The 21,312-nt window shown below is 63.2% G+C and carries 22 protein-coding genes; 7 read left to right on the forward strand and 15 right to left on the reverse strand.

Translation table 11 applies throughout. From position 1 onward, the window contains the following. The 6 genes from JQC81_RS06685 to JQC81_RS06710 all read right to left on the reverse strand — a co-directional run. The coding region (locus JQC81_RS06685) for an ABC transporter substrate-binding protein (protein ID WP_203271042.1) at nt 1–786 on the reverse strand (786 nt) is incomplete at its 3' end. 108 nt (nt 787–894) lie between these two features. Further along, complete coding sequence (locus JQC81_RS06690; RefSeq protein WP_203271043.1) at nt 895–1,830, reverse strand: DMT family transporter; 936 nt, start codon at nt 1,828–1,830, stop codon at nt 895–897. Between the two features lie 54 nt (nt 1,831–1,884). Further along, entirely contained in the window at nt 1,885–2,799 is a 915-nt protein-coding gene (locus tag JQC81_RS06695) for an SMP-30/gluconolactonase/LRE family protein (protein ID WP_203271044.1), read from the reverse strand. A gap of 18 nt (nt 2,800–2,817) precedes the next feature. Further along, the gene (locus tag JQC81_RS06700) at nt 2,818–3,654 is read right to left on the reverse strand and encodes a universal stress protein (protein WP_203271045.1); all 837 of its coding nucleotides are present in this window, start codon (nt 3,652–3,654) and stop codon (nt 2,818–2,820) included. Between the two features lie 59 nt (nt 3,655–3,713). Continuing rightward, nucleotides 3,714–4,499, reverse strand: coding sequence for a GNAT family N-acetyltransferase (locus JQC81_RS06705; RefSeq protein ID WP_203271046.1), 786 nt, complete (start codon nt 4,497–4,499; stop codon nt 3,714–3,716). Nucleotides 4,500–4,547: 48 nt separating this feature from the next. Further along, nucleotides 4,548–5,378 carry a polyphosphate kinase 2 family protein gene (locus JQC81_RS06710; RefSeq protein WP_246520280.1) on the reverse strand — a complete coding sequence of 277 codons (831 nt, stop codon included), beginning with the start codon at nt 5,376–5,378 and terminating at the stop codon, nt 4,548–4,550. Between the two features lie 129 nt (nt 5,379–5,507). On the opposite strand from JQC81_RS06710, the gene JQC81_RS06715 reads away from it, so the two are divergent. Continuing rightward, nucleotides 5,508–6,143 carry a glutathione S-transferase family protein gene (locus JQC81_RS06715; RefSeq protein WP_203271164.1) on the forward strand — a complete coding sequence of 212 codons (636 nt, stop codon included), beginning with the start codon at nt 5,508–5,510 and terminating at the stop codon, nt 6,141–6,143. Between the two features lie 3 nt (nt 6,144–6,146). Here JQC81_RS06715 and ligD read toward each other — a convergent pair whose 3' ends face one another. From ligD to JQC81_RS06750, 7 genes are all read right to left on the reverse strand, one after another. Further along, nucleotides 6,147–7,724 carry a non-homologous end-joining DNA ligase gene (gene ligD / locus JQC81_RS06720; protein ID WP_203271047.1) on the reverse strand — a complete coding sequence of 526 codons (1,578 nt, stop codon included), beginning with the start codon at nt 7,722–7,724 and terminating at the stop codon, nt 6,147–6,149. 98 nt (nt 7,725–7,822) lie between these two features. Then, on the reverse strand, nt 7,823–9,457 hold the full coding sequence (locus JQC81_RS06725) for an ABC transporter ATP-binding protein (RefSeq protein ID WP_203271048.1): 1,635 nt from the start codon (nt 9,455–9,457) through the stop codon (nt 7,823–7,825). Between the two features lies 1 nt (nt 9,458). Next, the gene (locus JQC81_RS06730) at nt 9,459–10,601 is read right to left on the reverse strand and encodes an ABC transporter permease subunit (protein ID WP_203271049.1); all 1,143 of its coding nucleotides are present in this window, start codon (nt 10,599–10,601) and stop codon (nt 9,459–9,461) included. Nucleotides 10,602–10,610: 9 nt separating this feature from the next. After that, nucleotides 10,611–11,531: an ABC transporter permease subunit gene (locus tag JQC81_RS06735; RefSeq protein ID WP_203271165.1), complete on the reverse strand. Its 921-nt coding sequence runs from the start codon at nt 11,529–11,531 to the stop codon at nt 10,611–10,613. A gap of 111 nt (nt 11,532–11,642) precedes the next feature. Next, nucleotides 11,643–13,235 carry a peptide ABC transporter substrate-binding protein gene (locus JQC81_RS06740; protein WP_203271050.1) on the reverse strand — a complete coding sequence of 531 codons (1,593 nt, stop codon included), beginning with the start codon at nt 13,233–13,235 and terminating at the stop codon, nt 11,643–11,645. Between the two features lie 168 nt (nt 13,236–13,403). After that, nucleotides 13,404–13,838: a GlcG/HbpS family heme-binding protein gene (locus JQC81_RS06745; RefSeq protein ID WP_203271051.1), complete on the reverse strand. Its 435-nt coding sequence runs from the start codon at nt 13,836–13,838 to the stop codon at nt 13,404–13,406. 43 nt (nt 13,839–13,881) lie between these two features. After that, nucleotides 13,882–15,108 (reverse strand): urate hydroxylase PuuD, encoded by a 1,227-nt coding sequence (locus tag JQC81_RS06750; RefSeq protein ID WP_203271052.1) that lies wholly within the window; start codon nt 15,106–15,108, stop codon nt 13,882–13,884. A gap of 206 nt (nt 15,109–15,314) precedes the next feature. Here JQC81_RS06750 and uraH point away from each other — a divergent pair, with 206 nt between their 5' ends. From uraH to JQC81_RS06780, 6 genes are all read left to right on the forward strand, one after another. Continuing rightward, nucleotides 15,315–15,668: a hydroxyisourate hydrolase gene (gene uraH / locus JQC81_RS06755; RefSeq protein ID WP_203271053.1), complete on the forward strand. Its 354-nt coding sequence runs from the start codon at nt 15,315–15,317 to the stop codon at nt 15,666–15,668. A gap of 2 nt (nt 15,669–15,670) precedes the next feature. Beyond that, on the forward strand, nt 15,671–17,110 hold the full coding sequence (gene puuE / locus JQC81_RS06760) for an allantoinase PuuE (protein WP_203271054.1): 1,440 nt from the start codon (nt 15,671–15,673) through the stop codon (nt 17,108–17,110). Nucleotides 17,111–17,189: 79 nt separating this feature from the next. Further along, nucleotides 17,190–17,636 (forward strand): peptidoglycan-binding protein LysM, encoded by a 447-nt coding sequence (gene lysM / locus JQC81_RS06765; protein ID WP_203271055.1) that lies wholly within the window; start codon nt 17,190–17,192, stop codon nt 17,634–17,636. A 65-nt stretch (nt 17,637–17,701) separates the two neighbouring features. After that, nucleotides 17,702–18,019, forward strand: a complete 318-nt coding sequence (locus JQC81_RS06770) for a rhodanese-like domain-containing protein (RefSeq protein WP_203271056.1) — start codon at nt 17,702–17,704, stop codon at nt 18,017–18,019. A gap of 135 nt (nt 18,020–18,154) precedes the next feature. Then, complete coding sequence (locus JQC81_RS06775) at nt 18,155–18,592, forward strand: c-type cytochrome (protein ID WP_203271057.1); 438 nt, start codon at nt 18,155–18,157, stop codon at nt 18,590–18,592. A gap of 60 nt (nt 18,593–18,652) precedes the next feature. Further along, nucleotides 18,653–19,585, forward strand: coding sequence for a c-type cytochrome (locus tag JQC81_RS06780; protein ID WP_203271058.1), 933 nt, complete (start codon nt 18,653–18,655; stop codon nt 19,583–19,585). 31 nt (nt 19,586–19,616) lie between these two features. Here JQC81_RS06780 and JQC81_RS06785 read toward each other — a convergent pair whose 3' ends face one another. Beyond that, nucleotides 19,617–20,234: a helix-turn-helix domain-containing protein gene (locus JQC81_RS06785; protein ID WP_203271059.1), complete on the reverse strand. Its 618-nt coding sequence runs from the start codon at nt 20,232–20,234 to the stop codon at nt 19,617–19,619. A 119-nt stretch (nt 20,235–20,353) separates the two neighbouring features. After that, nucleotides 20,354–21,286: a DMT family transporter gene (locus JQC81_RS06790; RefSeq protein ID WP_203271060.1), complete on the reverse strand. Its 933-nt coding sequence runs from the start codon at nt 21,284–21,286 to the stop codon at nt 20,354–20,356. Nucleotides 21,287–21,312 lie beyond the last annotated feature (26 nt).

Here is a 21,312-nt window from a genome sequence, read left to right on the forward strand (position 1 = left end):
GGCCGGCAGGATGTTGCCGCCGGGCGCGATCTCGATGCCGAAGCGCTCGGGCTTCAGGTCGGCGATCTTCGGCAGCGGGTGCTGGCCGGCCCAGATGATGTTGATGATCTTCTTGCCCGGCTTGTCCTTAAGCGCGTCGAAGATGCGCTGGGCGGAGGCGGTGAAGTCGGTGGCGTTCTGGGGTGCGTACTCCTCGAACACGACCTTCGCGTTCGGGCGGATCTCCGCGAGCGCGTTTTTCAGGGCCGCGACGCCGTCCTTGCCGAAGGCGTAGTCCTGCGCAAGGGTCGCGATGGACACCTCACCGCTTGCCGGCACGGCCGCCGCTGCGCCATAGGCATCCTGGGTCGAGTTGCGGGAAGTGCGGAAGATGAAGCGGTTCCACTTCTCGCCGGTGATCGCGTCGGCGACGGCGGGCTCCACGATCAGAACCTTGCCGTTCTCTTCGGCCACGGGAAGCATGGCGAGAGCCGCGGCGGACGAGGTGGTGCCGACGGCGAGGTCGACGTTGTCGTCGTTATAGGCCTGCTCCAGCAGCGTCTTGGCAAGGTCCGCCTTGAGCTGATCGTCCTTGACGATCACGTTGATCTTGCGGCCGTTGATGGCCATGGTGCCCTTCGTCAGGTACTCCAGGCCCATCATGAAGCCGGCCTCGGTCTGCTTGGCATAGGCCTCGAGCGGACCGGTCTTGCCGGCGATCAGAGCAATCTTGATGTCTTGAGCAAAAGCTGAAGATGCAAAGACAATTCCTGCCGCAGCGGCAGCGATTTTAAGTCCCAGGCGCATCGGTCTCCCCGTTTTTGTTATCGCGCCATTGATGACTTTGCAGTGCAGCATGTCAAGCGCAGGGCCCGCGCCGTCCCTAGTCAGAAAGGATGATGGAACAGACAGGGCTCACGCTTCCGGCAGCACCGGCTTTTCGATGTCCTTCGCCTCGCGCCCGCGCCGGGCGGCCTCGCGTTCGAGCAGCAGGAGAGCAAGCCCTGCGCCGCAGATCACGGCAGCTCCCACGAGCGTCCAGAACCCCACCACATCGCCGAAGAACAGATAGCCGAGCACGATCGCCCAGACGATGAGGGTGTACTGATAGGGAGCAACCACGGAGGCCGGAGCGATCTTCAGGGACCTGTTCACGCAGACATGCGCCGCCATGGACACGATGCCGAGCAGGAATAGGCCGGCGAGATCGAGGGGGCTTGGCGTCACCCAGGCGAGCGGCGCCGCGATGAGGCCGAAGATCAGGGCTCCGAGAATCTGGCCGAGCACCAGGGTGGCGTCGTGGGTCTCTCGCAGCTTGCGGGTCGTGATCATGAGAAGCGAGTAGAACAGGCTTCCCGCCAGCGCGATGAGGGCGGGCAGGGACAGGGTGGCGCTCGACGGGCGCAGGGCGATCAGCACGCCGACGAAGCCGCAGGCGATGGCGAGCATGCGCGGCTTGTCGATCTTCTCGCCGAGCCAGAACGCCGCGAAGGCCGCCACATAGATCGGTCCTGCCAGGTAATAGGTCATCACGTCGGCGAGCGGCAGATAGGTGACCGCCCAGTAGAAGCAGGCAACCTCCAGGGTCGAAAGGGTGATGCGCACCAAATGCAGCCCCGGCTGCGGTGGGATCTCGAACGGAACCTTCTGCCGGCGCATGAGGGGCAGGAGCACCATGAGGGCCGCGACGCTGCGCAGGAGCAGGACCTGCCCGACGGAATAGGTGGCGACGAGCCATTTGCCCATGACATCGTTCATGGCGAACATGAAGACGCCGAGCAGCATCAGGCCGATGCCGACAAGGACGCCTGACCGCACCTTGTGGGCTGGGGAAGAACCGGGGTGAGACATGGGCCGCATTCATGCGGGAAGCGGCAGCAATTCACAAGCGCGCGGGGGCAACTTTCAGAAGGTTTTCGCCCCGTTCACGGGCAACATGATCGCGTAAAGCGACGTCGTGGCGCAGATGTAGAGACGGTTGCGCTTCGGGCCTCCAAAGACCACGTTGGCGACCGCCTCGGGTACAAGGATCTTGCCGATGAGCGTGCCGTCGCTCTCGTAGCAGTGCACGCCATCGCCGGCGCTGGTCCAGATCCGCCCCGCCTCATCCAGCCTGAAACCATCGAACAGGCCCTGGATGCAGGTGGCGAAGACGCCCCCGCCTGAGAAATTTCCGCCATCGTCCACGTCGAAGACGCGGATGTGCCGGGGACCGTCCTTTACATGCGTCGCCCCCGTATCGGCCACATAGAGCCGGCGCTCGTCGGGCGAGAAGGCAATCCCGTTCGGGCGCACGAAGTCACCGGCGACGCTGCGCACATCGCCTGAGTGCGGATCGATACGGTAGACGTGGCAGGCGCCGATCTCGCTCTCCGCCTTGTGGCCCTCATAGTCGGAATCGATCCCATAGGCCGGATCCGTGAACCAGATCGATCCGTCGGATTTCACCACCACATCGTTGGGGCTGTTGAAGCGCTTGCGCTGGTAATGGCTGGCGAGCACCGTGATCGACCCGTCATGCTCGGTGCGGGTGACACGCCGGTTGCCGTGCTCGCAGGTGACGAGGCGTCCCTGCCGGTCGACCGTGTTGCCGTTCGAATAGCCGGAGGGATGACGGAAGACGCTGACGGCTCCCGACGTCTCGTCGAAACGCATCATCCGGTCGTTGGGCACGTCGCTCCAGATCAGGTAGCGGCCGGCCGGAAAGTAAGCCGGTCCCTCCGCCCAGCGGCATCCCTCCGCCAGCTTCTCAAGTCGCGCCGACCCGATATGCAGACGCTGGAAGCGATCGTCGAGAACGACGGCGATATCCCGGAACATGGCTGGAGCGATATCCCGTCAGTGCGCCATTAGGACGGGCATGGTCGTGTTGCCCAGGATATGGCTGGTGGCGCCGCCGAAAAACATCTGCCGCAGGCGGCTCTGGGTGTAAGCGCCCTTCACCAGCAGGTCGCAGCCAAGGGCGGCTGCCTCCTTCAGGATTGCTTCGCCTGGCCGGTTGGACGGATCGGCCGCTGTGATGGCTTCTGCCGGAAGATCATGCATGCGCAGATGACGGGCGAGCTCCGAGCCGGACGGGCCGGGAACGCCCCAGTCGTCGAGTTCGAGAACCACGATCCGCTTGGCCTTCCGGAGCAACGGCATCGAGTCCAGCACCGCACGGGCTGTTTCCGTGCTCCGGTTCCAGGCGATGACAGCCGTCTCGCCGAAGCTGCGGGTCGGCACAGGCGGAGCGATCAGGACGGGCCGTCCGGCTTCGAAGAGGGCGGCCTCCGCCGTGGACAGGCGGGTCTGGCCGTTCGATCCATCGGGCCGTCCTACGACGATGATGTCGAAGACCCGCCCGTAGGCTCCCAGGAAGGCATCCTCCATCAGCCCATCCTGTCGCCAGCCGGAACTCAGGCCCGTGAGCCCGGCAGCAGCGCGCGAGATCTGCTTTCCGGTCATGAAGGCCTCGAAGCGCTCGCGGCAGACGCGAGCCATCTCGAGACGGTTCTCGGGAGTGATCGGGGAGGGAACGCCGATGGCAATGTCCACGGGCAGGACCACCGGGTAATCCGGCGTGATGGCAATACCCTCGATATAGCTGTCGAACAGCTGGGCGAGCTGCACGGCAGCTTCCAGCTGGGGCTCGATGACGCCGTGGTCTTCGATCGGGACAAGAATGCTTTTCATAAGGATTATTGTCGCGCTTTAACCCACTGTCGACAAGAGGGCTCTTCAGGTCTCTCCTCTCAGACCTTCGGCGACCAGATATAGGGTGTCGTGGTGCTGAGGCGCTGGAACCCCCGCCGTTCGAGGATCGGCAGGCTCATCGGGCTGCAATCCACCGTCAGCCACTTGCAGCCCTGCTGTCGCGCCGCATGAGCCCGTATGGCGACCAGCGCCGAATAGACGCCTTTGCCGCGCCATTCCTTCAAGGTCGAGCCACCCCAGAGGCTTCCAAACATGTCTCCTGTCTTGTGACGGACCCAGCCGACGCTGACAGGCTGGTCTCCCGCAAAGGCCGCATAGATCCTGATCGCGTCAGGATCCGACTGCTTCTCCTTCGCAATCGAGGCAACCAGCCACTCCGAGTGCCGTAGATTTCCGTAAACGGCGGTGTTCACCACCCCGATGGCTTCCAGGGCGCCGGGGTTCTTCAGTTCTTCGATCCTGATGCCATCCCCAAGATCGGCATCGGCAAAGTTCTGGCTGGCATCCAGGGCCACGAGGGTCTCGGGTTCTTGAGCCTCGAAGCCTGCGGCGCGCAGTTTTTCGGGCAGGCTCGCCGGCTGGTCATGGCTGAAATGCTTCCACTCGAAAGCATACCCAAGGGCGCCGAAAAAGCCGATCTGGCGGGCGATCTCCCGGTCGGCATCCGCTTCGGTGAGCTGGGCGCGTGTGACAGCGTTGTCGTTGGGATCGGGGCTTGCACCGACGAGACGCACGATAGGCCCGACGCGCTCGACGCGATAACCGGGCGCGGGAGCCACAAGCGAGCCACGGACCTCGGTATCATAAAGAGTGAGAAGATTCATCATCGGTCCAGGAAGCACGGGAATGGATGCGCTTCACTATATCGGAGCTCAGACGACGGAGAAGTCACCAGGATTCCAGGAAACCTGCGGGTATTGCGGGTTCATCTCCTCGAGCGTCGCTTTGACGATGCTCGCGATGGCGGCGTTGCGGACCCATTTGCGGTCGGCCGGAATGACGTGCCAGAGCGCCCATGGGGTCGAGCAGCGATGGAGCATCGTCTCGTAAGCCTGCTGGTAATCGTCCCAGTGCTCCCTGTCGTCCAGATCGCCGGGGTTGAACTTCCAGTTCTTGGTGGGATCGTCGAGGCGGGCCTGCAGGCGCTCCTTCTGCTCATCCTTCGAGATGTGGAGCATGAACTTGAGGATCGTGGTGCCGTTCTCGACCAGCATCTTCTCGAAGGCATTGATCTGCTCGTAGCGCTGCTCGATCACCGGCTCGGGCGCGAATTTCCTGACCCTCCCGATCAAAACATCCTCATAATGCGAGCGGTTGAAGATGCCGATCGTCCCGCGTCGGGGGCAGACAGCGTGAACGCGCCAAAGGTAATCATGCTCCAGCTCGAGCTTCGTGGGCGGACCGAAGGCATGGACCGCGACCCCGAGAGGTCCCGTCGCATTGAAGACGCTGCGGATCGTGCCGTCCTTGCCCGAGGTGTCGGTGCCCTGGAGGATCACGAGAAGGGACCGCGCACCCTCGGCATAGAGCCGGTCCTGCAAGGTATCGATCTCCTTGGCGAGAGATGCCGTGTTCGCCTTGGTCTCCTGTTCGTCGCCGAAGAGGGACTTGTCGCGCGGATCGCGATCCCGAAGGCGAGCCTTTTCGCCGGGGCTGACCCGCAGCTTCTCGATCAAGGTCTTGGCCAGATCCGTCATCGTCATCTCCCGCTCTCTTCAGGACGATAGGGCATGAGCGCGTGAAAGGAAGGTTGGGATCGTCGGCAGGATGCCTTTACGGCCTTCGCGGCGCCATCTACCAAGAGAATGCCAACGACAATTCAGGGGCTCACGATGCTCGCTCTCTACTACTATCCCGGCAATGCCAGCCTTCTGCCGCACATGATGCTGCGCGAGATCGGAGCCGAGTTCGAGCTGCGCCTCGTGGACCGGGGGCAGAATGCTCAGAAGAGCGCCGAATACCTGAAGCTCAATCCCAGTGGGCGCATTCCGGTTCTGGTCGATGGCGATCTCGTGCTGTTCGAGACGGCCGCAATCGCCCTTCACCTGGCCGACAAGTTCCCGCAGGCCGGCCTTGCGCCTGCGCTCGGCACGAGCGAGCGGGCCGAGTTTTACAAGTGGATGATCCACCTGACCAACACCCCGCAGGCGGAATACCGCGCCTGGTTCTATCCGCATGAGCATGTGAGTGACGAGGCGGCCGCACCGGCGGTGAAGCAGGCCTCCAGCGAGCGCCTCAACCGCATGTTCGACGTGATCTCCGAGCAACTCGGCGACAGGACATGGCTCCTCGGGGACCGGTTCTCCGCCGCCGATCTCTTCCTGTTCATGCTGATCCGCTGGGGTCGTGGCATGCCGCGCCCGCCGCGGAGCCTGCCGAACCTGAACGCCCTGGCCGAGCGGGTACTGGCCCGCCCTGCGGTGCAGCAGGCTATAGATGCCGAGGGGCTCAAGGCTCCGATCTTCTAAGCGTTAGTTCTTGCGCGACGTACGTTTCGACGGTTTTTGCTTTGGCAGGACCTGATCGACCGTTCCGATATCCGCCCAAGGATCCTTCTTGAGCGATAGGAGGCGTTTGCCCAGGTTGTCGACCGTGAAGCCGTTGGGCCTGAGATCGGGTGAAAGCTCCTCCCAAGCCACCGGTGTCGCCACAGGTGCACCGGGCCGGGAGCGGGTGGAATAGGGCGCGACAGCCGAGGCCTCGCGGTTGTTGCGCAGATAGTCGATGAAGATGCGGCCCTCGCGCTCCTGCTTGACGGATGTAGTGGTGTAGCGATCCGGCTCGTCGGCCGCCATCGCCTCCGCAATCCCGCGCGAGAAGGCGAGGGCCTCTTTCCAGGGAGCCTTTGGCTTCAGAGGCACGACCACGTGCAGGCCTTTGCCACCGGTGGTCTTGACGAAGCTTTCCAGACCAAGAGCTTTCAGACGCTCGCGCACCGCAAGAGCGCCCTCGATCACGCGCGGCCAGTCCACGCCTTCTCCCGGATCAAGGTCGAAGATGAGACGGTCCGGGCGTTCGAGATCGGCAAGCGTCGCGCCCCAGACATGCATCTCCAGCACACCCGACTGCACGAGGGCGATCACGCCCTGGATGTCGGTGACCGTCAAAGCCTCCTGCGTGCCGCTGTTGTCCGGAATTGTGGTGCGATGAATGAAATCGCTCATGCCGGCCCAGGAATGGCGCTGGACGAAGCACTTCTTCTGCGTGCCTCCCGGGCAGCGGATGAGCGTGAGAGGACGGCTGGCGAGATGCGGCAGCAGCCACTCGCCGATGTCGAGATAAAACTCAGCCAGTTCCTGCTTCGTGAGCCCCTGATCCTCCCACAGCACGCGGTCAGGATGGGTGAGAGGCACGCCGGCCACTTGGATGCTGCCGGCCTTCGCCTCCTTGGCGCTTGAGGCTCGCTTCGCAGGCTTTGGTGCTTTCGCCGGTGATGGCTTCTTCGCGGCAGCATGCCGTTTTGCGGGACTCTTAGCCACGCGCCTTGGTGCGATCTCCTCGAGCGAGCGTCCGCTTTTCACCGAGAGCGGCGCCTCTTCGAGAATATCGAGGTCATCCTCGGTCCTTGCATGCGCATCATCGGCTTTGATCAGCAGCCAGGACGGCTGGCGCTCGCGCGGCCGCTTCGCCATGCGGACGAGATGCCACGTGCCTTTCAGCTTCTCGCCGTCGAGGCGGAAGGTGAGGTGGCCTTTCTCGTAAGCCTCGTGAGGGTCGCCCTCCGGTTCCCAGGCCCCCCGATCCCACAACAGGACGGTGCCGCCGCCATACTGGCCGTCGGGGATGGTGCCTTCGAAATCGCCGTATTGCAGCGGATGGTCCTCGACCTCGACGGCCAGACGCTTCTCGCCTTTGACCAGGCTGGGTCCCTTGGCCACCGCCCAGCTCTTCAGCACGCCGTCGAGCTCGAGCCGGAAGTCATAGTGCAGGCGGGAGGCATCGTGCTTCTGCACGACGAAGGAGGCGCCCCGGCGCCGGGAGGCCTTGCCTGCCGGCTCCGAGGTTTTCGTGAAGTCGCGCTTGGCGCGATAGGCTGCGAGCTTTGCCATGGCGTCAGAGCATGATTTGGTCAAGTGGATACCGGTTCACCGCACGATCATGCGGCAAACAAAGATCAAATCCGCGCCATGGTCTCCGGTTCCAACCCTCAGGAGGCCAGGGGCTGGACTGCCGTTTCAGCCTTGTCGTCCTTGGTGAGGAAGGCGGCCGCGATCAGGTCGCGGGTGTATTCCTCGCTCGGCCGGTCGAAGATCTCTTCGGCCGTGCCGCGCTCCACCACCTTACCGCTCTTCATAACCATGATCTCGTCCGAGAGCGCCCGCACCACGGCGAGGTCGTGGCTGATGAACACATAGGCGAGGCCATGGGCCTTCTGCAGATTGCGCAGAAGCTCGACGATCTCCTTCTGCACGGAGCGGTCGAGGGCCGAGGTTGGCTCGTCCAACACCACGAGCTTCGGGTGCAGGATGATGGCGCGGGCAATGGCGATGCGTTGCCGCTGGCCGCCGGAGAACTCGTGCGGGAAGCGGTTGCGCCATGCCGGGTCGAGCTGCACCTCCTCGAAGGCCTGGGCGGCGCGCCGGTCGCGCTCCTTTCGGGAGATGCTCGGCTCGTGAACGAGGAGGCCTTCGGTCACGATCTCACCTGCCGTCATGCGTGGGGAGAGGGAGCCGAAGGGATCCTGGAACACGAGCTGCAGGTGGCGCCTCAGCGGCTGCAAGCCACTTCGGTCGAGGGGCATGAGGTTGCGATCCTCGAAGCGGACGAGGCCGGAGGCCGGCTGCAGGCGCAGGATGGCGCGCCCCAGCGTCGACTTGCCGGAGCCGGATTCGCCCACGACGCCTACTGTCTCGCCGGCGCGAACCCTCAGGCTCACGTCGTCAACGGCGCGAAGCACATGGGTGGCCTTGCCGAAGAAGCTCTTCTCCAGGGTGAAATGCACCGAGATGTTCTGTGCGTCCAGGATCACCGGAGCGTTAGCCGCAACAGGCTCCTTGCGTCCGGTTGGTTCGGCATCGATGAGCATCTGGGTATAGGGATGCTTCGGGGCCGCAAAGATGTCGGCCGTGCGACCGCTTTCGACGACCTCGCCGCGCTTCATCACATAGGTGCGATCTGCGAAGCGGCGCACGACGCCGAGATCGTGCGTGATGAACACGATGGACATGCCGAGCCGCTTCTGCAGATCCGCCAGGAGTTCGAGGATGCGGGCCTGCACCGTCACGTCGAGGGCCGTGGTCGGCTCGTCGGCGATGAGCACGTCCGGGTTGTTGGCGAGCGCCATGGCGATCATCACGCGCTGGCGCTGACCGCCCGACATCTCGTGCGGGTAGGCGTCGATGCGCCGGGCCGGATCCGGGATCCGGACGAGCTCCAGCAGCTCGATGGCGCGCTTGCGCGCGTCGGCCTTGCTCAGGCCGCCATGGGTGGTGAGCGGCAGAGCCAGCTGATCCCCGATCCGGTAGAGCGGATCGAGCGACGTCATCGGCTCCTGGAAGATCATGGTCAGCTTGGAGCCGCGGTAGTGATTGAGCCTGCCGGGAGAAAGGCCCACCAGCTCCTCGCCGCGGTACTTGACCGAGCCCTCGGCCCAGCCGTTCGAGGCGAGAAGGCCCATGACCGACATCATGGTCTGGCTCTTGCCCGATCCGGACTCACCCACGATGGCGACGGTCTCGCCGGCGTTGATGTCGAGATCGATCCCCTTCACCGCATGGAGGATGCCGTCACCCGTGCGGAAGCGGACGTGGAGGTTGCGAACGGAAAGAACAGGTTCGGCCATGTCAGCGATCCTTCGGGTCGAGAGCATCGCGCAGGCCGTCGCCGATGAAGTTCAGGCAGAACAGGATCGCGACAAGCGTCAGTGCGGGATAGACCAGCATCCAGGTGGAATCCTGAATGCTCTTGGCGCCTTCCGAGATCAGGACGCCAAGGCTGGTATAGGGCTCCTGGACACCTAGTCCGAGAAAGGACAGGAAGCTTTCGAGCAGGATCACGCGCGGCACCATCAGGGTCATGTACACCACGACGGGTCCGAGGGTGTTCGGGATTACGTGCCGGCGGATGATGCCTTTGGTTCCAACACCGAGCGCCTCGGCCGCTTGGACATATTCCTGCCGCTTGATCGACAGCGTCTGTCCCCGGACGATGCGCGCCATGTCGAGCCACTCAACGGCGCCGACGGCCAGGAACACCAGCACGAAGTTCCGGCCGAAGAACACGACCAGCATGATGACGAAGAAAATGAACGGCAGCGAGTAGAGGACGTCGACGATGCGCATCATCACGAGGTCTGTGCGACCGCCGAGATAGCCGGAGGTAGCTCCATAAATGACACCGATGACGATCGCCACGAGGGTCGCCAGAAGTCCGATCGCAAGCGAGACTTGGCCGGCCTTCATGGTGCGGGTGAGAAGGTCGCGCCCATTGGCCTCCGTGCCGAAGAAGAAATACTGCTTCTCGATGGGCACATCGACCACAAGACGGCGCCCCTCGTCCTGCCTTTCCACGACCTGCGCGGTGCCGAACAGATCCGAGCGCTCGAAATAGGCGAGCAACCGCTCGTCTACGGGCCGCGTGCTCGTGCTGACGAGAGCCATGCGCACGGTGTCGCCGGTGATCTCGATGTTCTCAGGCTTGGCCCTCACGCGGGAGCCGATGCGCTCGGCCTGGGGGATGATTTGCTCCGCCTTCGGATATGCGGACAGGCTCGCCGGAGCGCGCACGTAGTCCGGATAGACCCGATCAAAAGGGTGGCCGGTGAAAAACGGCCCGAAAATGCACGCGAGCGAGATCAGGCCTAGAATGATCATGCTTGCGACGGATGCCTTGTTGCGGAGCAAACGTGCTCGCGCATCGGCCCAAAGCGAGCGACCGGAAACGGGACCAGTCGCGGGGATGTCGGAAATGACGGCGCCTTCAGCCATGGCGGTGCCTCAGTCGTAACGGACGCGGGGGTCGATCACCGCGTAGAGGATGTCGACGATCAAATTGAAGATGAGCACGAACACCGCCACCACGACGACGGTGCCCATCACGAGGGTGTAGTCGCGGTTCAACGCGGCCTCGACGAAATAACGACCGACGCCCGGCAGGGCGAAGATGGTCTCCACCACAACGGAGCCGGTGAGCAGGGCTGCGGCGGCCGGTCCGAGATAGGACACGACCGGCAGGGCCGCGCCACGCAAGGCGTGCCGCACGATTACCCACCGAGGAAGGCCAAGGGAGCGGAGCGTGCGGATATGGTTCGAACGCAGGTTCTCGATCATGGCCGCGCGGGTCATACGTGCGATGATGGCGATCTGCGGCAGCGCGAGGGTGATGACCGGCAGGATAAGATTGCGGGGAGCGCCGCCCGCCCAGCCCGCAACGGGCAGCAGGGCCAGCGCGAGACCGAAGACGATCTGCAGTACCGGGGCGATCACGAAGGTAGGGATCGTCAGGCCGAAGGTGCCGAGGCCGCTCACCATGTAGTCGATGGTGCTGTTCTGCCGGAAGGCAGCGATGGATCCCAGTGTACCGCCGACGATGATGGCGAGGCCGAGCGCGAGCCCGCCGATGCGCATGGAGACGGGCAGGCCGTTGGCGAAGAGCTCAGCAACGCTGAAATCGCGCATGATGAAGGAGGGGCCGAAATCGCCCTGCACAACGGCAGCGAGATAGCGCAGGTACTGCTCGAAGAGCGGTCGGTCGAGACCGTAGATCTTCTGCAGGTTCTCCATGACCTTGGCTTCGAGCGGGCGTTCGAGGTCGAAGGGGCCGCCCGGCGCAAGCCGGATCAGGAAGAATGAAATTGTGATGATGATGAAAAGGGTAGGAATCGCCGAGAGTAGACGGCGGAAAACGAAGGGGATCACGGTATCGACTCCGCTCGATAACAACCCCTCAGCGAGGGAGGCAGCCTTGCCGGCTGTCGTGTTGTTTGTGAGCCGAGCGGCCATGAGGCCGCTCGGCAAGATCGAGGATGTTTACTGCTTCAGGGACAGGAAGCGGCTCGGGTACACGCCAGAAATGTTCTGGTTGAAGCCGACGAGCTTGTCCGAGACCAGGTTCTTCGTGCTGTAGTGGAGCAGCGGAATCCAGGGCTCTTCCTTCATGAAGATCTGCTCAGCCTGGAGCAGATAGTCGGCGCGCTTCTTGAGATCGCCTTCCTTGGCAGCCTTGTTCTTCATGAGGTCGTCGAACTGAGCGTTCTTCCACTTGCCGTAGTTGAAGCCTTTGTTGTCGCTTTCCAGCAGGAACAGGAAGTTCTGCGGATCCGAGTAGTCGCCGATCCAGCCGTAGCGGGCCACATCGAAGTCGCCGCCGTCGCGCAGATGCGCGAAGTGGGTCTTGGAGTCGGTGTTGATGAACGAGGTCTCGACACCGAGAGCCTTCCACTGGTCGGCGATGGCTACAACCGTGTTCCGGTTGTTGTCCGTGGTGTTGTAGCGGATCTCAACCTTCAGCGGCTTGCCGCCGGGGCCGTATCCGGCTTCCTTCAGCATGGCCTTCGCCTTGTCCTCGCGGTCGATCGGCGACATGGAGGCGTACTCGGCCTGGGCCGGCTTGCCGTAGTTGCCGATGCCCGGGGGCACGAAGGAATAGGCCGGCAGCATGGTGCCGCCCCAGATCTGCTCCGCGATGAACTCGCGGTCGATCGCCATCGAGAGCGCCTTGCGGACGCGCACGTCATCGAACGGCGGCTTCGAGGAGTTCACCGGCAGGGCATAAACGCCGAGATACGGGCCGATCACGACCTGCTTGCCAAAGCGCTCTTTGAGAGCCTTCACCTGGTCGGCCGGAATGTCCGGGGTGGAGTGAAGCTCGCCGGCCTGGAAGCGGCGGACGGCGGCGGCGAGGTCGGAGATCGGGTAGAACATCACCTGATCGATCTTGACGCTCGCGGCGTCATGGAAGTTCGGGTTCTTCACGACCTTGATGTGCGAGTTCGGCACGAACTCGGCCAGCGTGTAGGCGCCGTTCGACACCAAGTTGCCGGGCTTCACGTAGTCCTTGCCAAACTTCTCGACCGAAGCCTGGTGAATGGGCAGGCCCGTCTGGTGAGTCAGCTGCTCGATGAAGTAAGGTGTCGGCTGCTCAAGGCGGATCTCGAGGGTGCGGTCATCCACCGCCTTCACGCCGAGCTCCTCAGGCTTGGCCTGACCCTTGTTCACCTTCTCGGCGTTCAGGATTGGATAGAGGATGTTGGCGTACTTGGCGCCGGTTTCCGGATTCATGATCCGGCGATAGGCGAACACGAAATCAGAAGCCTTCAGCGGATCGCCGTTCGACCACTTTGCGTTGGCGCGCAGCGTGAAGCGGTAGGTCTTGCCGTCGTCGGCCATCTCCCACTTCTCGGCAACGCCGGGCACCACTTCGCCCTTGTTGTTCTTGATCACGAGACCTTCATAGAGGTCGCGCAGGACGTGGGACTCGCCCACGGTGGAGGTCTTGTGAGCATCGAGCGTTTCCGGCTCACCGTCGTTGCCGCGGTGGTAGACGACTTGAGCGACCGCGAAGCTCGAAAAAGCTACCGTTGCGGCAGCCGCCAGAGCGGTACGTTTCAACCATGATGACATTGGACGCGTTCCCTTTCTGATTATCTCAGGGTTTTTGAATGTTTCGGTCAGAGCCGGTAAGGCAGTAACCTTGTCCTATTTGTTGATCAATCAACTGTTTATGTCCAGTACTATCCAAAAAATTAAGGAATTTCTGGAATAACAAAGGGTTGAGCCTGTGGAGGCGGCTCAGGCGCCCGTGTCGAAGACCAGTCCGACCGCCTCGATGCCGGCTGCTGCGGCGATTTCGTCGTTGTCGGAGGTGTCGCCGGAAACTCCCACCGAACCGAGGATCCGGCCCTGGCCGTCCTTGATCAGCACGCCGCCCGGAACCGGGACGAGCTGCCCGCCGACCGCGTGGGTGGCCGAAGCGATGAAGTAGGGACGGTCGGTCGCCATCTTGTGCAGGGCGCGCGAGCCGACGCCAAGCGCCAGGGCGCCGTAAGCCTTGCCCATGGCGATCTCGGCCCGCTTGATGCTGGTGCCGTCTTCCGACAGGAGGGCCTTGAGTGCGCCCCGGGCGTCATAGACCACCACCGCGAGAGGCTTGAAGGACTTCTCCCGGGCTGTCTTGAGGGCAGTGGTGGCGATCGTCTGAGCCGCTTCCAAGGTGAGTTCGGTCACTCGGTCTCTCCATTATAAGGTTACTCGCCGCAGGGTGCGGCATTCAGTGGGTGGCCGTGTCCCGTGCCGCCAGCCAGGTTGCCACGGCCCGGCGCTCATCGAGGGTCATCTCGGTGATGTTGTTGGGCGGCATCGCATGGGTGAGCACGCTCTGGACCCGGATGATCTCCCGATGTCGCTCGATCTCCTCAGGTGTATCGAGGCGAACGCCCTTCGGGGCGATGGTGATGCCGTCCCAGACGGGTTCCGCCGCATGGCACATGGAGCAGCGGGACTGGATTGCGAGCACGGCCTCGTCGAAGGAGGCCGTCACCACCTCGGGTGCTGCGGACGAGGGCGCCTGGGCCGTGTTGGCGTTGCCGGGCTTGCCGATGATCGAGAGCCAGATCGCTGCCCAAATGCAAAGCGCAGCCAAGGCCCAGGTCCACCAGGGCGAGTCCTTGCCCGCATGCTGCGAATTGAAGAAGTGCCGGATCGCCGCGCCTGCGATCACGATCAGCCCGATGATGCCGACCGAATAGGCGGACGACCACGCCAGCGGGTAGTGGTTCGACAGCATCAGGAAGATGACGGGGAGGGTCAGGTAGTTGTTGTGGGTCGAACGGAGCTTGGCCTCCTTGCCGAGCTTCGGGTCGGGCGTCTGCCCGGCCAAGAGGGTGGCCACCACCTTCTTCTGGTTCGGGATGATGACGAAAAAGACGCTGGCCGACATCCAGGTGGCGATCATCGCGCCCGTGTGCAGAAAGGCGGCGCGGCCGTTGAACACCTGCGTGAAGGCGTAAGCCGCCAAGAGAATATAAGCAAAGAGCACAGCGCCGAGCAGGAGCCCGTTCCTGCCGAGCGGGGAGCGGCACAGGCCCTCATAGACGAGCCAGCTCAGGGCGATGCCGCCGATGCCGATGGCGGCGGCCTGCCAGGTCGTGAGCGCTCGAACCGCCGGGTCGATGGTGTAGAGATCGGCCTGGAGGTAATAAACCCAGACGATGAGGAAGAACCCGCTGATCCAGGTGGAATAGCTCTCCCACTTGAACCAGGTTAGCTCCTTGGGCAGTTCGGGCGGCGCAACGAGATACTTGCGCATGTTGTAGAACCCGCCGCCATGGACCTGCCAGGCCTCGCCGCCGACGCCTTCCGGCAGATCTTCCCGCTTCTTCAGGCTGAGATCGAGATGGATGAAATAGAAGGAAGAGCCGATCCAGGCGATGGCCGTGATCACATGGGTCCAGCGGATGATCTGGCTGATCCATTCGGAAATTTGCGGGTCGATCATGCAGCTGCTTGAATGATGAAGGAATGCTTAGCCTAGGGCGGCGGTCGGGATTGCGATAGGCTGTGTCGGCAGCTTTTTCAACAGGAACCCTTTCAGGAAATCCTTGCCTTTCCACGGCGGCATCAATGGATGCGGCTTGACGCGGAACGCGCAGCCCCGAAAGAATTCCGGGTTCGATCTGACCTTTCTCCCAGCCGCGAGGTTTCATGGGTCGCCTGTCTACCCACGTTCTGGATACCGTCAACGGCAAGCCCGCCCGCGGCGTCTCTATCGAGCTGTTTGCCATCGAAGGCGAGGGGCGCCGCTCCGTCCTGCGCACCGTCACCAATGCGGATGGGCGCACGGATGCGCCGCTGATGATCGGCGATGCGTTCCGCATCGGAACCTACGAGCTCGTCTTCGAGATCGGCGCCTATTTCAAGGCCCTCGGCACGGCCATGGCCGATCCGCCATTCCTGGACGTCGTGCCGATCCGCTTCACCATCGCCGAGCCCGACGGGCATTACCACGTTCCGCTCCTCGCCTCCCCCTGGAGCTATTCCACCTATCGAGGAAGCTGAATATGCCCGCCTCCTATCCCCGCGACCTCGTTGGCTATGGCCGCAACCCGCCGCATCCGCGCTGGCCGAACGGCGCCCGGATTTGCGTGCAGTTCGTGATCAACTACGAGGAGGGTGGCGAGAACAGCATCCTCCACGGAGACCGCGCCTCCGAAGCGTTCCTGTCCGAGATCGTCGGGGCCCAGGCATGGCCCGGCCAGCGGCACATGAGCATGGAGTCGATCTACGAATACGGCTCCCGCGCCGGCTTCTGGCGCTTGTGGCGGATGTTCACTGAGCGCAGCATGCCGGTCACGGTCTACGGCGTCGCCACCGCTCTCATGCGCAACCCGGAGGCAGTCGCCGCCATGAAGGAGGCCGGCTGGGAGATTGCAAGCCACGGACTCAAGTGGATCGACTACCGGGATTTCTCCTCGGAAGAGGAGCGGGCGCATATGAAGGAGGCGATCCGCATCCACACCGAGGTCACGGGCGAGCGGCCCCTCGGCTGGTATACGGGGCGGACCTCGGAGCACACCAACCGCCTTGTGGCGGAGGAGGGCGGCTTCCTCTACAGCGCCGATTCCTACGCCGACGAACTGCCCTATTGGGAGCAGCACGGCGACCGGCAGCAGCTCATCGTGCCTTATACGCTGGACGCCAACGACATGCGCTTTGCCACCCCGCAGGGCTTCAATGCGGGGGACCAGTTCTTCGCCTATCTGAAGGACTCGTTCGACACACTCTATACGGAGGGCGAGACCGCGCCGAAGATGCTGTCGGTCGGCCTCCATTGCCGCCTCGTCGGCCGCCCCGGGCGGGCCGCCGCGCTGGCGCGCTTTCTAGACTACGTGGCTTCCCATGACGATGTCTGGGTGGCCAAGCGCATCGACATTGCCCGCCGCTGGCTCCGGCAGCATCGCCCGGCGGGCTTGAAACCCAGCACCATGACCCGCGCGCTCTTCGTGGAAGCCTTCGGCGATATCTTCGAGCACTCGCCCTGGATTGCCGAACGCGCTTTTGATGCCGGCCTCACCACCGGGCAGGATACGGCGGAGGGCCTTCATGCTGCGATGGTGCATGTGCTCTCAGGCGCAAGCCACGGGCAGAAGCTGGCGCTGATCAACGCCCACCCGGATCTCGCCGGGCGTCTCAAGCTCGCCGACCTCACGGCCGATTCCCGCAACGAGCAATCCTCAGCCGGGCTCACCAGCCTGACGGAGGAGGAGCGCGACCGCTTCCTGGCCCTCAATGACCTCTACAAGGAAAAATTCGGCTTCCCGTTCATCATGGCGGTGAAGGGACGCTCCAAGCACGAGATCTTGGCAGCCTTTGAGGAGCGGTTGGAGCATGACCCGGAGCAGGAATTCGCGACGGCCATCGTCCAGATCGAACTGATCGCGCTTCTGCGGCTCAAGGACCGGCTCCCCTCCCTGGCGGACGTGTTCTCGAGTCTCGGCTGAAGCGGAACCGTTCGAAGCCCCGCGCGTCATCGTCTCAGCTTGGCTGTCTCAAGGTCAGGCGCAACGAGAGGAGGACGACGTGGGTCTGTTCAAGTTCATCAAAGAGGCCGGCGCCAAGATCTTCGGCGGCAGCGCCGAAGCCGCCACGCCGGAAAAGCTGCAGCAGGAGGTCCAGGGGCATGGCTTCGACGCGAGCAAGCTCGGGATCAACGTCGAAGGCGACCGGGTGAAGCTCTCGGGTCAGGCCGCCACCCAGGAGGAGGCCGAGAAGATCATCCTCTCCCTCGGCAACACCTACGGGGTCGCAGAGGTCGATACGTCGGGTCTCCAGGTTCAGCAGCCTTCAGCCGAGTCCACCATGTACACGGTCCAGAAGGGCGATACCCTTTGGGAGATTGCCGAGAAGCACTACGGCAAGGGCAAGGGCGCGAAATACACCGAGATCGTCAAGGCCAATTCCCCGCCGGTCAAGGATCCCGACATGATCCAGCCGGGCTGGGTGCTGCGGATCCCGCCGCTTTCGTAAGAGCTCCGATTGCGCTCCTCCCTGCGATGCCGGTATGTGGCAGGCACAGCAGGGAGGACTTTTCTATGAGTGAAGCGAAGCACGTCATTGATCTCGACCGTGAGGCCATCAAGCAGGGGCTCAGCGAGGGTTCGCTTCTGCTGGTCGACGTGCGCGAGCCACATGAATTCGCCGCAGGCCATATTCCCGGTTCCGTCTCTCATCCGCTTTCGGCCTTCGATCCCTCGAGCCTGCCCGAGGGCAAGCGAATCGTTTTCTCCTGTGCGGCAGGGGTCCGGTCCGTCCGAGCGATTGAGTTTGCCCAGGCGGCGGGTCGCGACATCCGCGAGCACTACAAGGGCGGGTTCAAGGATTGGGCTGCAGCGGGCGAACCGGTGGAATAAGCCTCGTTTCACCGAAAGATCACATAGATGTGTTCTAAAGTAGAGTGCTCAAGCTTGAGTACTTATGCGCTAATGTCGGCCCGCTGAGGACAGTTGGAAAAACTGTCTGTCGCGCCCACGAGGGGAAACACATAAATGAAGCGTACAATATTTGTCGCCAGCCTTTTGGCGATTGGGGTGACTGCCGCCATTGCCCAGAGCAACGTAGTCGAGCAGCGTCAGGCTCTGATGAAGGAGATGGGCGCGCAGACCCGTCCCATCGGAGCTATGATGCGCGGCCAGGAGCCCTTCGACCTCGCCAAGGCTCAGGCCGGCCTGAAGGTGTTCTCTGAGAATTCCAAGAAGTTCGTTACGCTCTTCCCGGAAAGCTCGAAGAACGCCGAGAAGACCGAGGCTCTGCCGGCGATCTGGGAGAACAAGGCCAAGTTCGAGTCGATTGGTAACAAGATGAGCCAGGACGCTCAGACTGCCTTGGCCAACATCAAGGACGAGGCCTCCTTCAAGACGGAGATGCCGAAGGTGCTTCAGAACTGCGGCGCCTGCCACAACGAGTTCCGCAAGAAGACCTCCTGATCGGACGATGCTGAGCAATGGGCGGCCCTTGGGCCGCCCGTTTCATTTGGAGAAGAGGCGATGCGTAAGGCGCTCATAGGGCTGGTCGCCCTGATCATTCTCGGCGTGATCGGCTTTGTGGCCCTCACATCACCGTCAGCCTATCGCCTCGTCCGCGCCGAGGCGGCTGCTCCGGATGCCAACCGTGCCCCGAATGTGGAGAACGGCCGCGTCATGTTCTTCGCCGGAGGCTGCACCTCCTGCCATGCGGTGCCGAACAATGACGACAAGCTGCGGCTCGGCGGCGGCTATGCCCTGAAGTCCCCCTTCGGCACCTTCCACGTCCCGAACATTTCGCCTCATAAACAGGACGGCATCGGCTCCTGGACGACGGCCGATTTCATCCGGGCCATGCGCGAGGGCGTGTCGCCCGACGGTCGCCACTACTATCCGGCCTTTCCCTACACGTCCTACCAGCGCATGAGTGCTGAGGATCTCTCCGACCTCTTCGCCTTCATGCAGACGCTGCCCGCCGTGGAAGGCCGCGTACGGGACCACGAACTGCCGTTCCCCTTCAACATCCGCCGGGGTGTGGGCTTGTGGAAGCTTGCCTTCCTCGATGGACAGATCTTCAAGCCGGATGCATCGAAATCGGCCAGTCTCAACCGGGGAGCCTACCTGGTCGAAGGACCAGGTCACTGCGTCGAGTGCCACAGCGAGCGCAATGTTGCCGGGGCCATCATCGGGGAGCGCCGCTTCGCCGGCGGTCCCGACCCGGAGGGCAGGGGCATCGTTCCCAACATCACGCCACATCAGTCAGGGATTGGCGGCTGGTCTCCTGAGGAACTGGCGACGCTCCTGAAGACCGGCGAGACGCCGCTGTTCGACACGGTCGGCGGACCCATGGGCGCCGTTGTGGCCAACACGGCGCAATTGCCCGATGCGGACCGTCAGGCCATGGCCGAGTACCTTCTGTCCCTGCCGCCGAGGCAGGGCTTCAAGGGGCCCGAATAAGGCGTGGAAGATCGGGGATTGAGGGCAAGCCTCAATCCATCACGGCGGCCTTGAGGATGCAGACCATGGTGGCGCGGCCGGGCTTGTCGCCGATGCAGCGCACGGAATGGGGGCGGTCGCAGCGGTAGCGGAGGCTTTCGCCGGCCCTGGCCTGCTGGACGACGCCGCCCACCTCGACCTCGAACTCGCCCTCGAGAACCGACAGGCATTCCACCGAGCCGCGCTGATGGCTGTCGGAATCGAGCACGCCGCCGGGCTCCGACTGCACGTCGTACCATTGCAGCCATTCGATGGTTTTGAGCCAGCCGATGATGGCAAGCCGCATCTTGCCGTCCTCCGACACGAGGATCGGCGTGTCGGCCTTGGACGACTTCTCGATGAAGGGCTCTTCGTCCCCCGAGGCGAGAACCCGCTCGATCGAGACGTCGAGGGCCTGGCTCAGCCGCCAGATGGTGGCAAGCGTCGGGTTGGTCTCGTTGCGCTCGATCTGACTGATGATGGACTTGGCGACGCCGGATTGCTCAGCAAGCTCCGACAGGGACAGGTTATAGGCCTTGCGCAGGCGCTGGATCGTCTTGCCCATGTTGCCGGACAGAACCTGTGCGCCTGTTTCCAGCTCCCGGTTCCGTTCTTTGCCCTCGACGCCCATCGCTGCCTCTGTTCTGAAAAACCGTACGCTCGTTCCTCAAAACGGTTGTGGGGTAATCGGCAGGGCGGGTCAAGCGCCGGTGCGGCTGCGGTCTTTGCCTTTTCCCCTTCGCAGGCTTTTCACACGCCGGGCCGTTGGGGTGCTGCCTGGAACTCCTTGGTGCGCAGCAATCCGAGCTGGTGCTCGCGCCACACGATGAACAGGCCGGTTGCCGCCACGATGGTGGCGCCGGTGAGCACGGTCGCGGTGGGCAGGTCCCCGAACACGAACCAGCCGAACAGAAGCGCCCAGATCATGGTGGTGTACTCGAAGGGGGCGATGACGGAGGTGTCGGCGAAACGGTAGCTCTGGGTGAGCAGGATCTGCCCGATCCCGCCCAGGATCCCGGCAACTACGAACAGGGCCCAGTCCTGGGCATCGGGCATGCGCCAGCCGAAGGCAATCGTGCAGAGGGAAAGGACCGAGGCCAGGATGAAGAAATAGAACACGATGGCGCCGGTCTTCTCGGTAGCCGTCAGGCGGCGAACCTGGATCATGGCGCCCGCGGAACAGAAGGCGCCGGCAAAGGCGCAGAGAGCGCCCAGGGTCGGCCCGGCGCTCAAGCCTCCGCTGAAGGTGTCGAGCTTCAGATAGGGCGAGAGCATGATCAGAACGCCCAAGAAACCGACGGCGACGGCGGTCCAGCGGTAGGCCCGGACCTTCTCGTTGAGGAGCAAAGCCGCCAGGATCACGACGATCAGGGGCGAGGCATATCCGATGGCGATGGCATCGTGGAGCGGCAGGTAGGACAGGGCCGCGAAGCCGAGATACATGCCGCTCGTGCCGATCAGGCCGCGCTTGAAATGCCCGACCACGTTCCTCGTCCTCACCGCGTTGATGAGATCCCCCTGCCATTTGAGCCACACCAGGAGAGGGAGCAGCGCAAAGGCCGAGCGGAAGAACACGACCTCTCCCACAGGGTAGCGGACCATCATCGTCTTGAGCGTCGCCGACATCATCGTGAAGACGAGGGCGGACAGGACTTTGAGCGATATCCCTAGGAGTGGTTTCACAGGAGGCGCATCGTCACGGGTGGGTC

It is taken from the genome of Microvirga arabica, from assembly GCF_016811235.1.
GTDB lineage: Bacteria > Pseudomonadota > Alphaproteobacteria > Rhizobiales > Beijerinckiaceae > Microvirga > Microvirga arabica.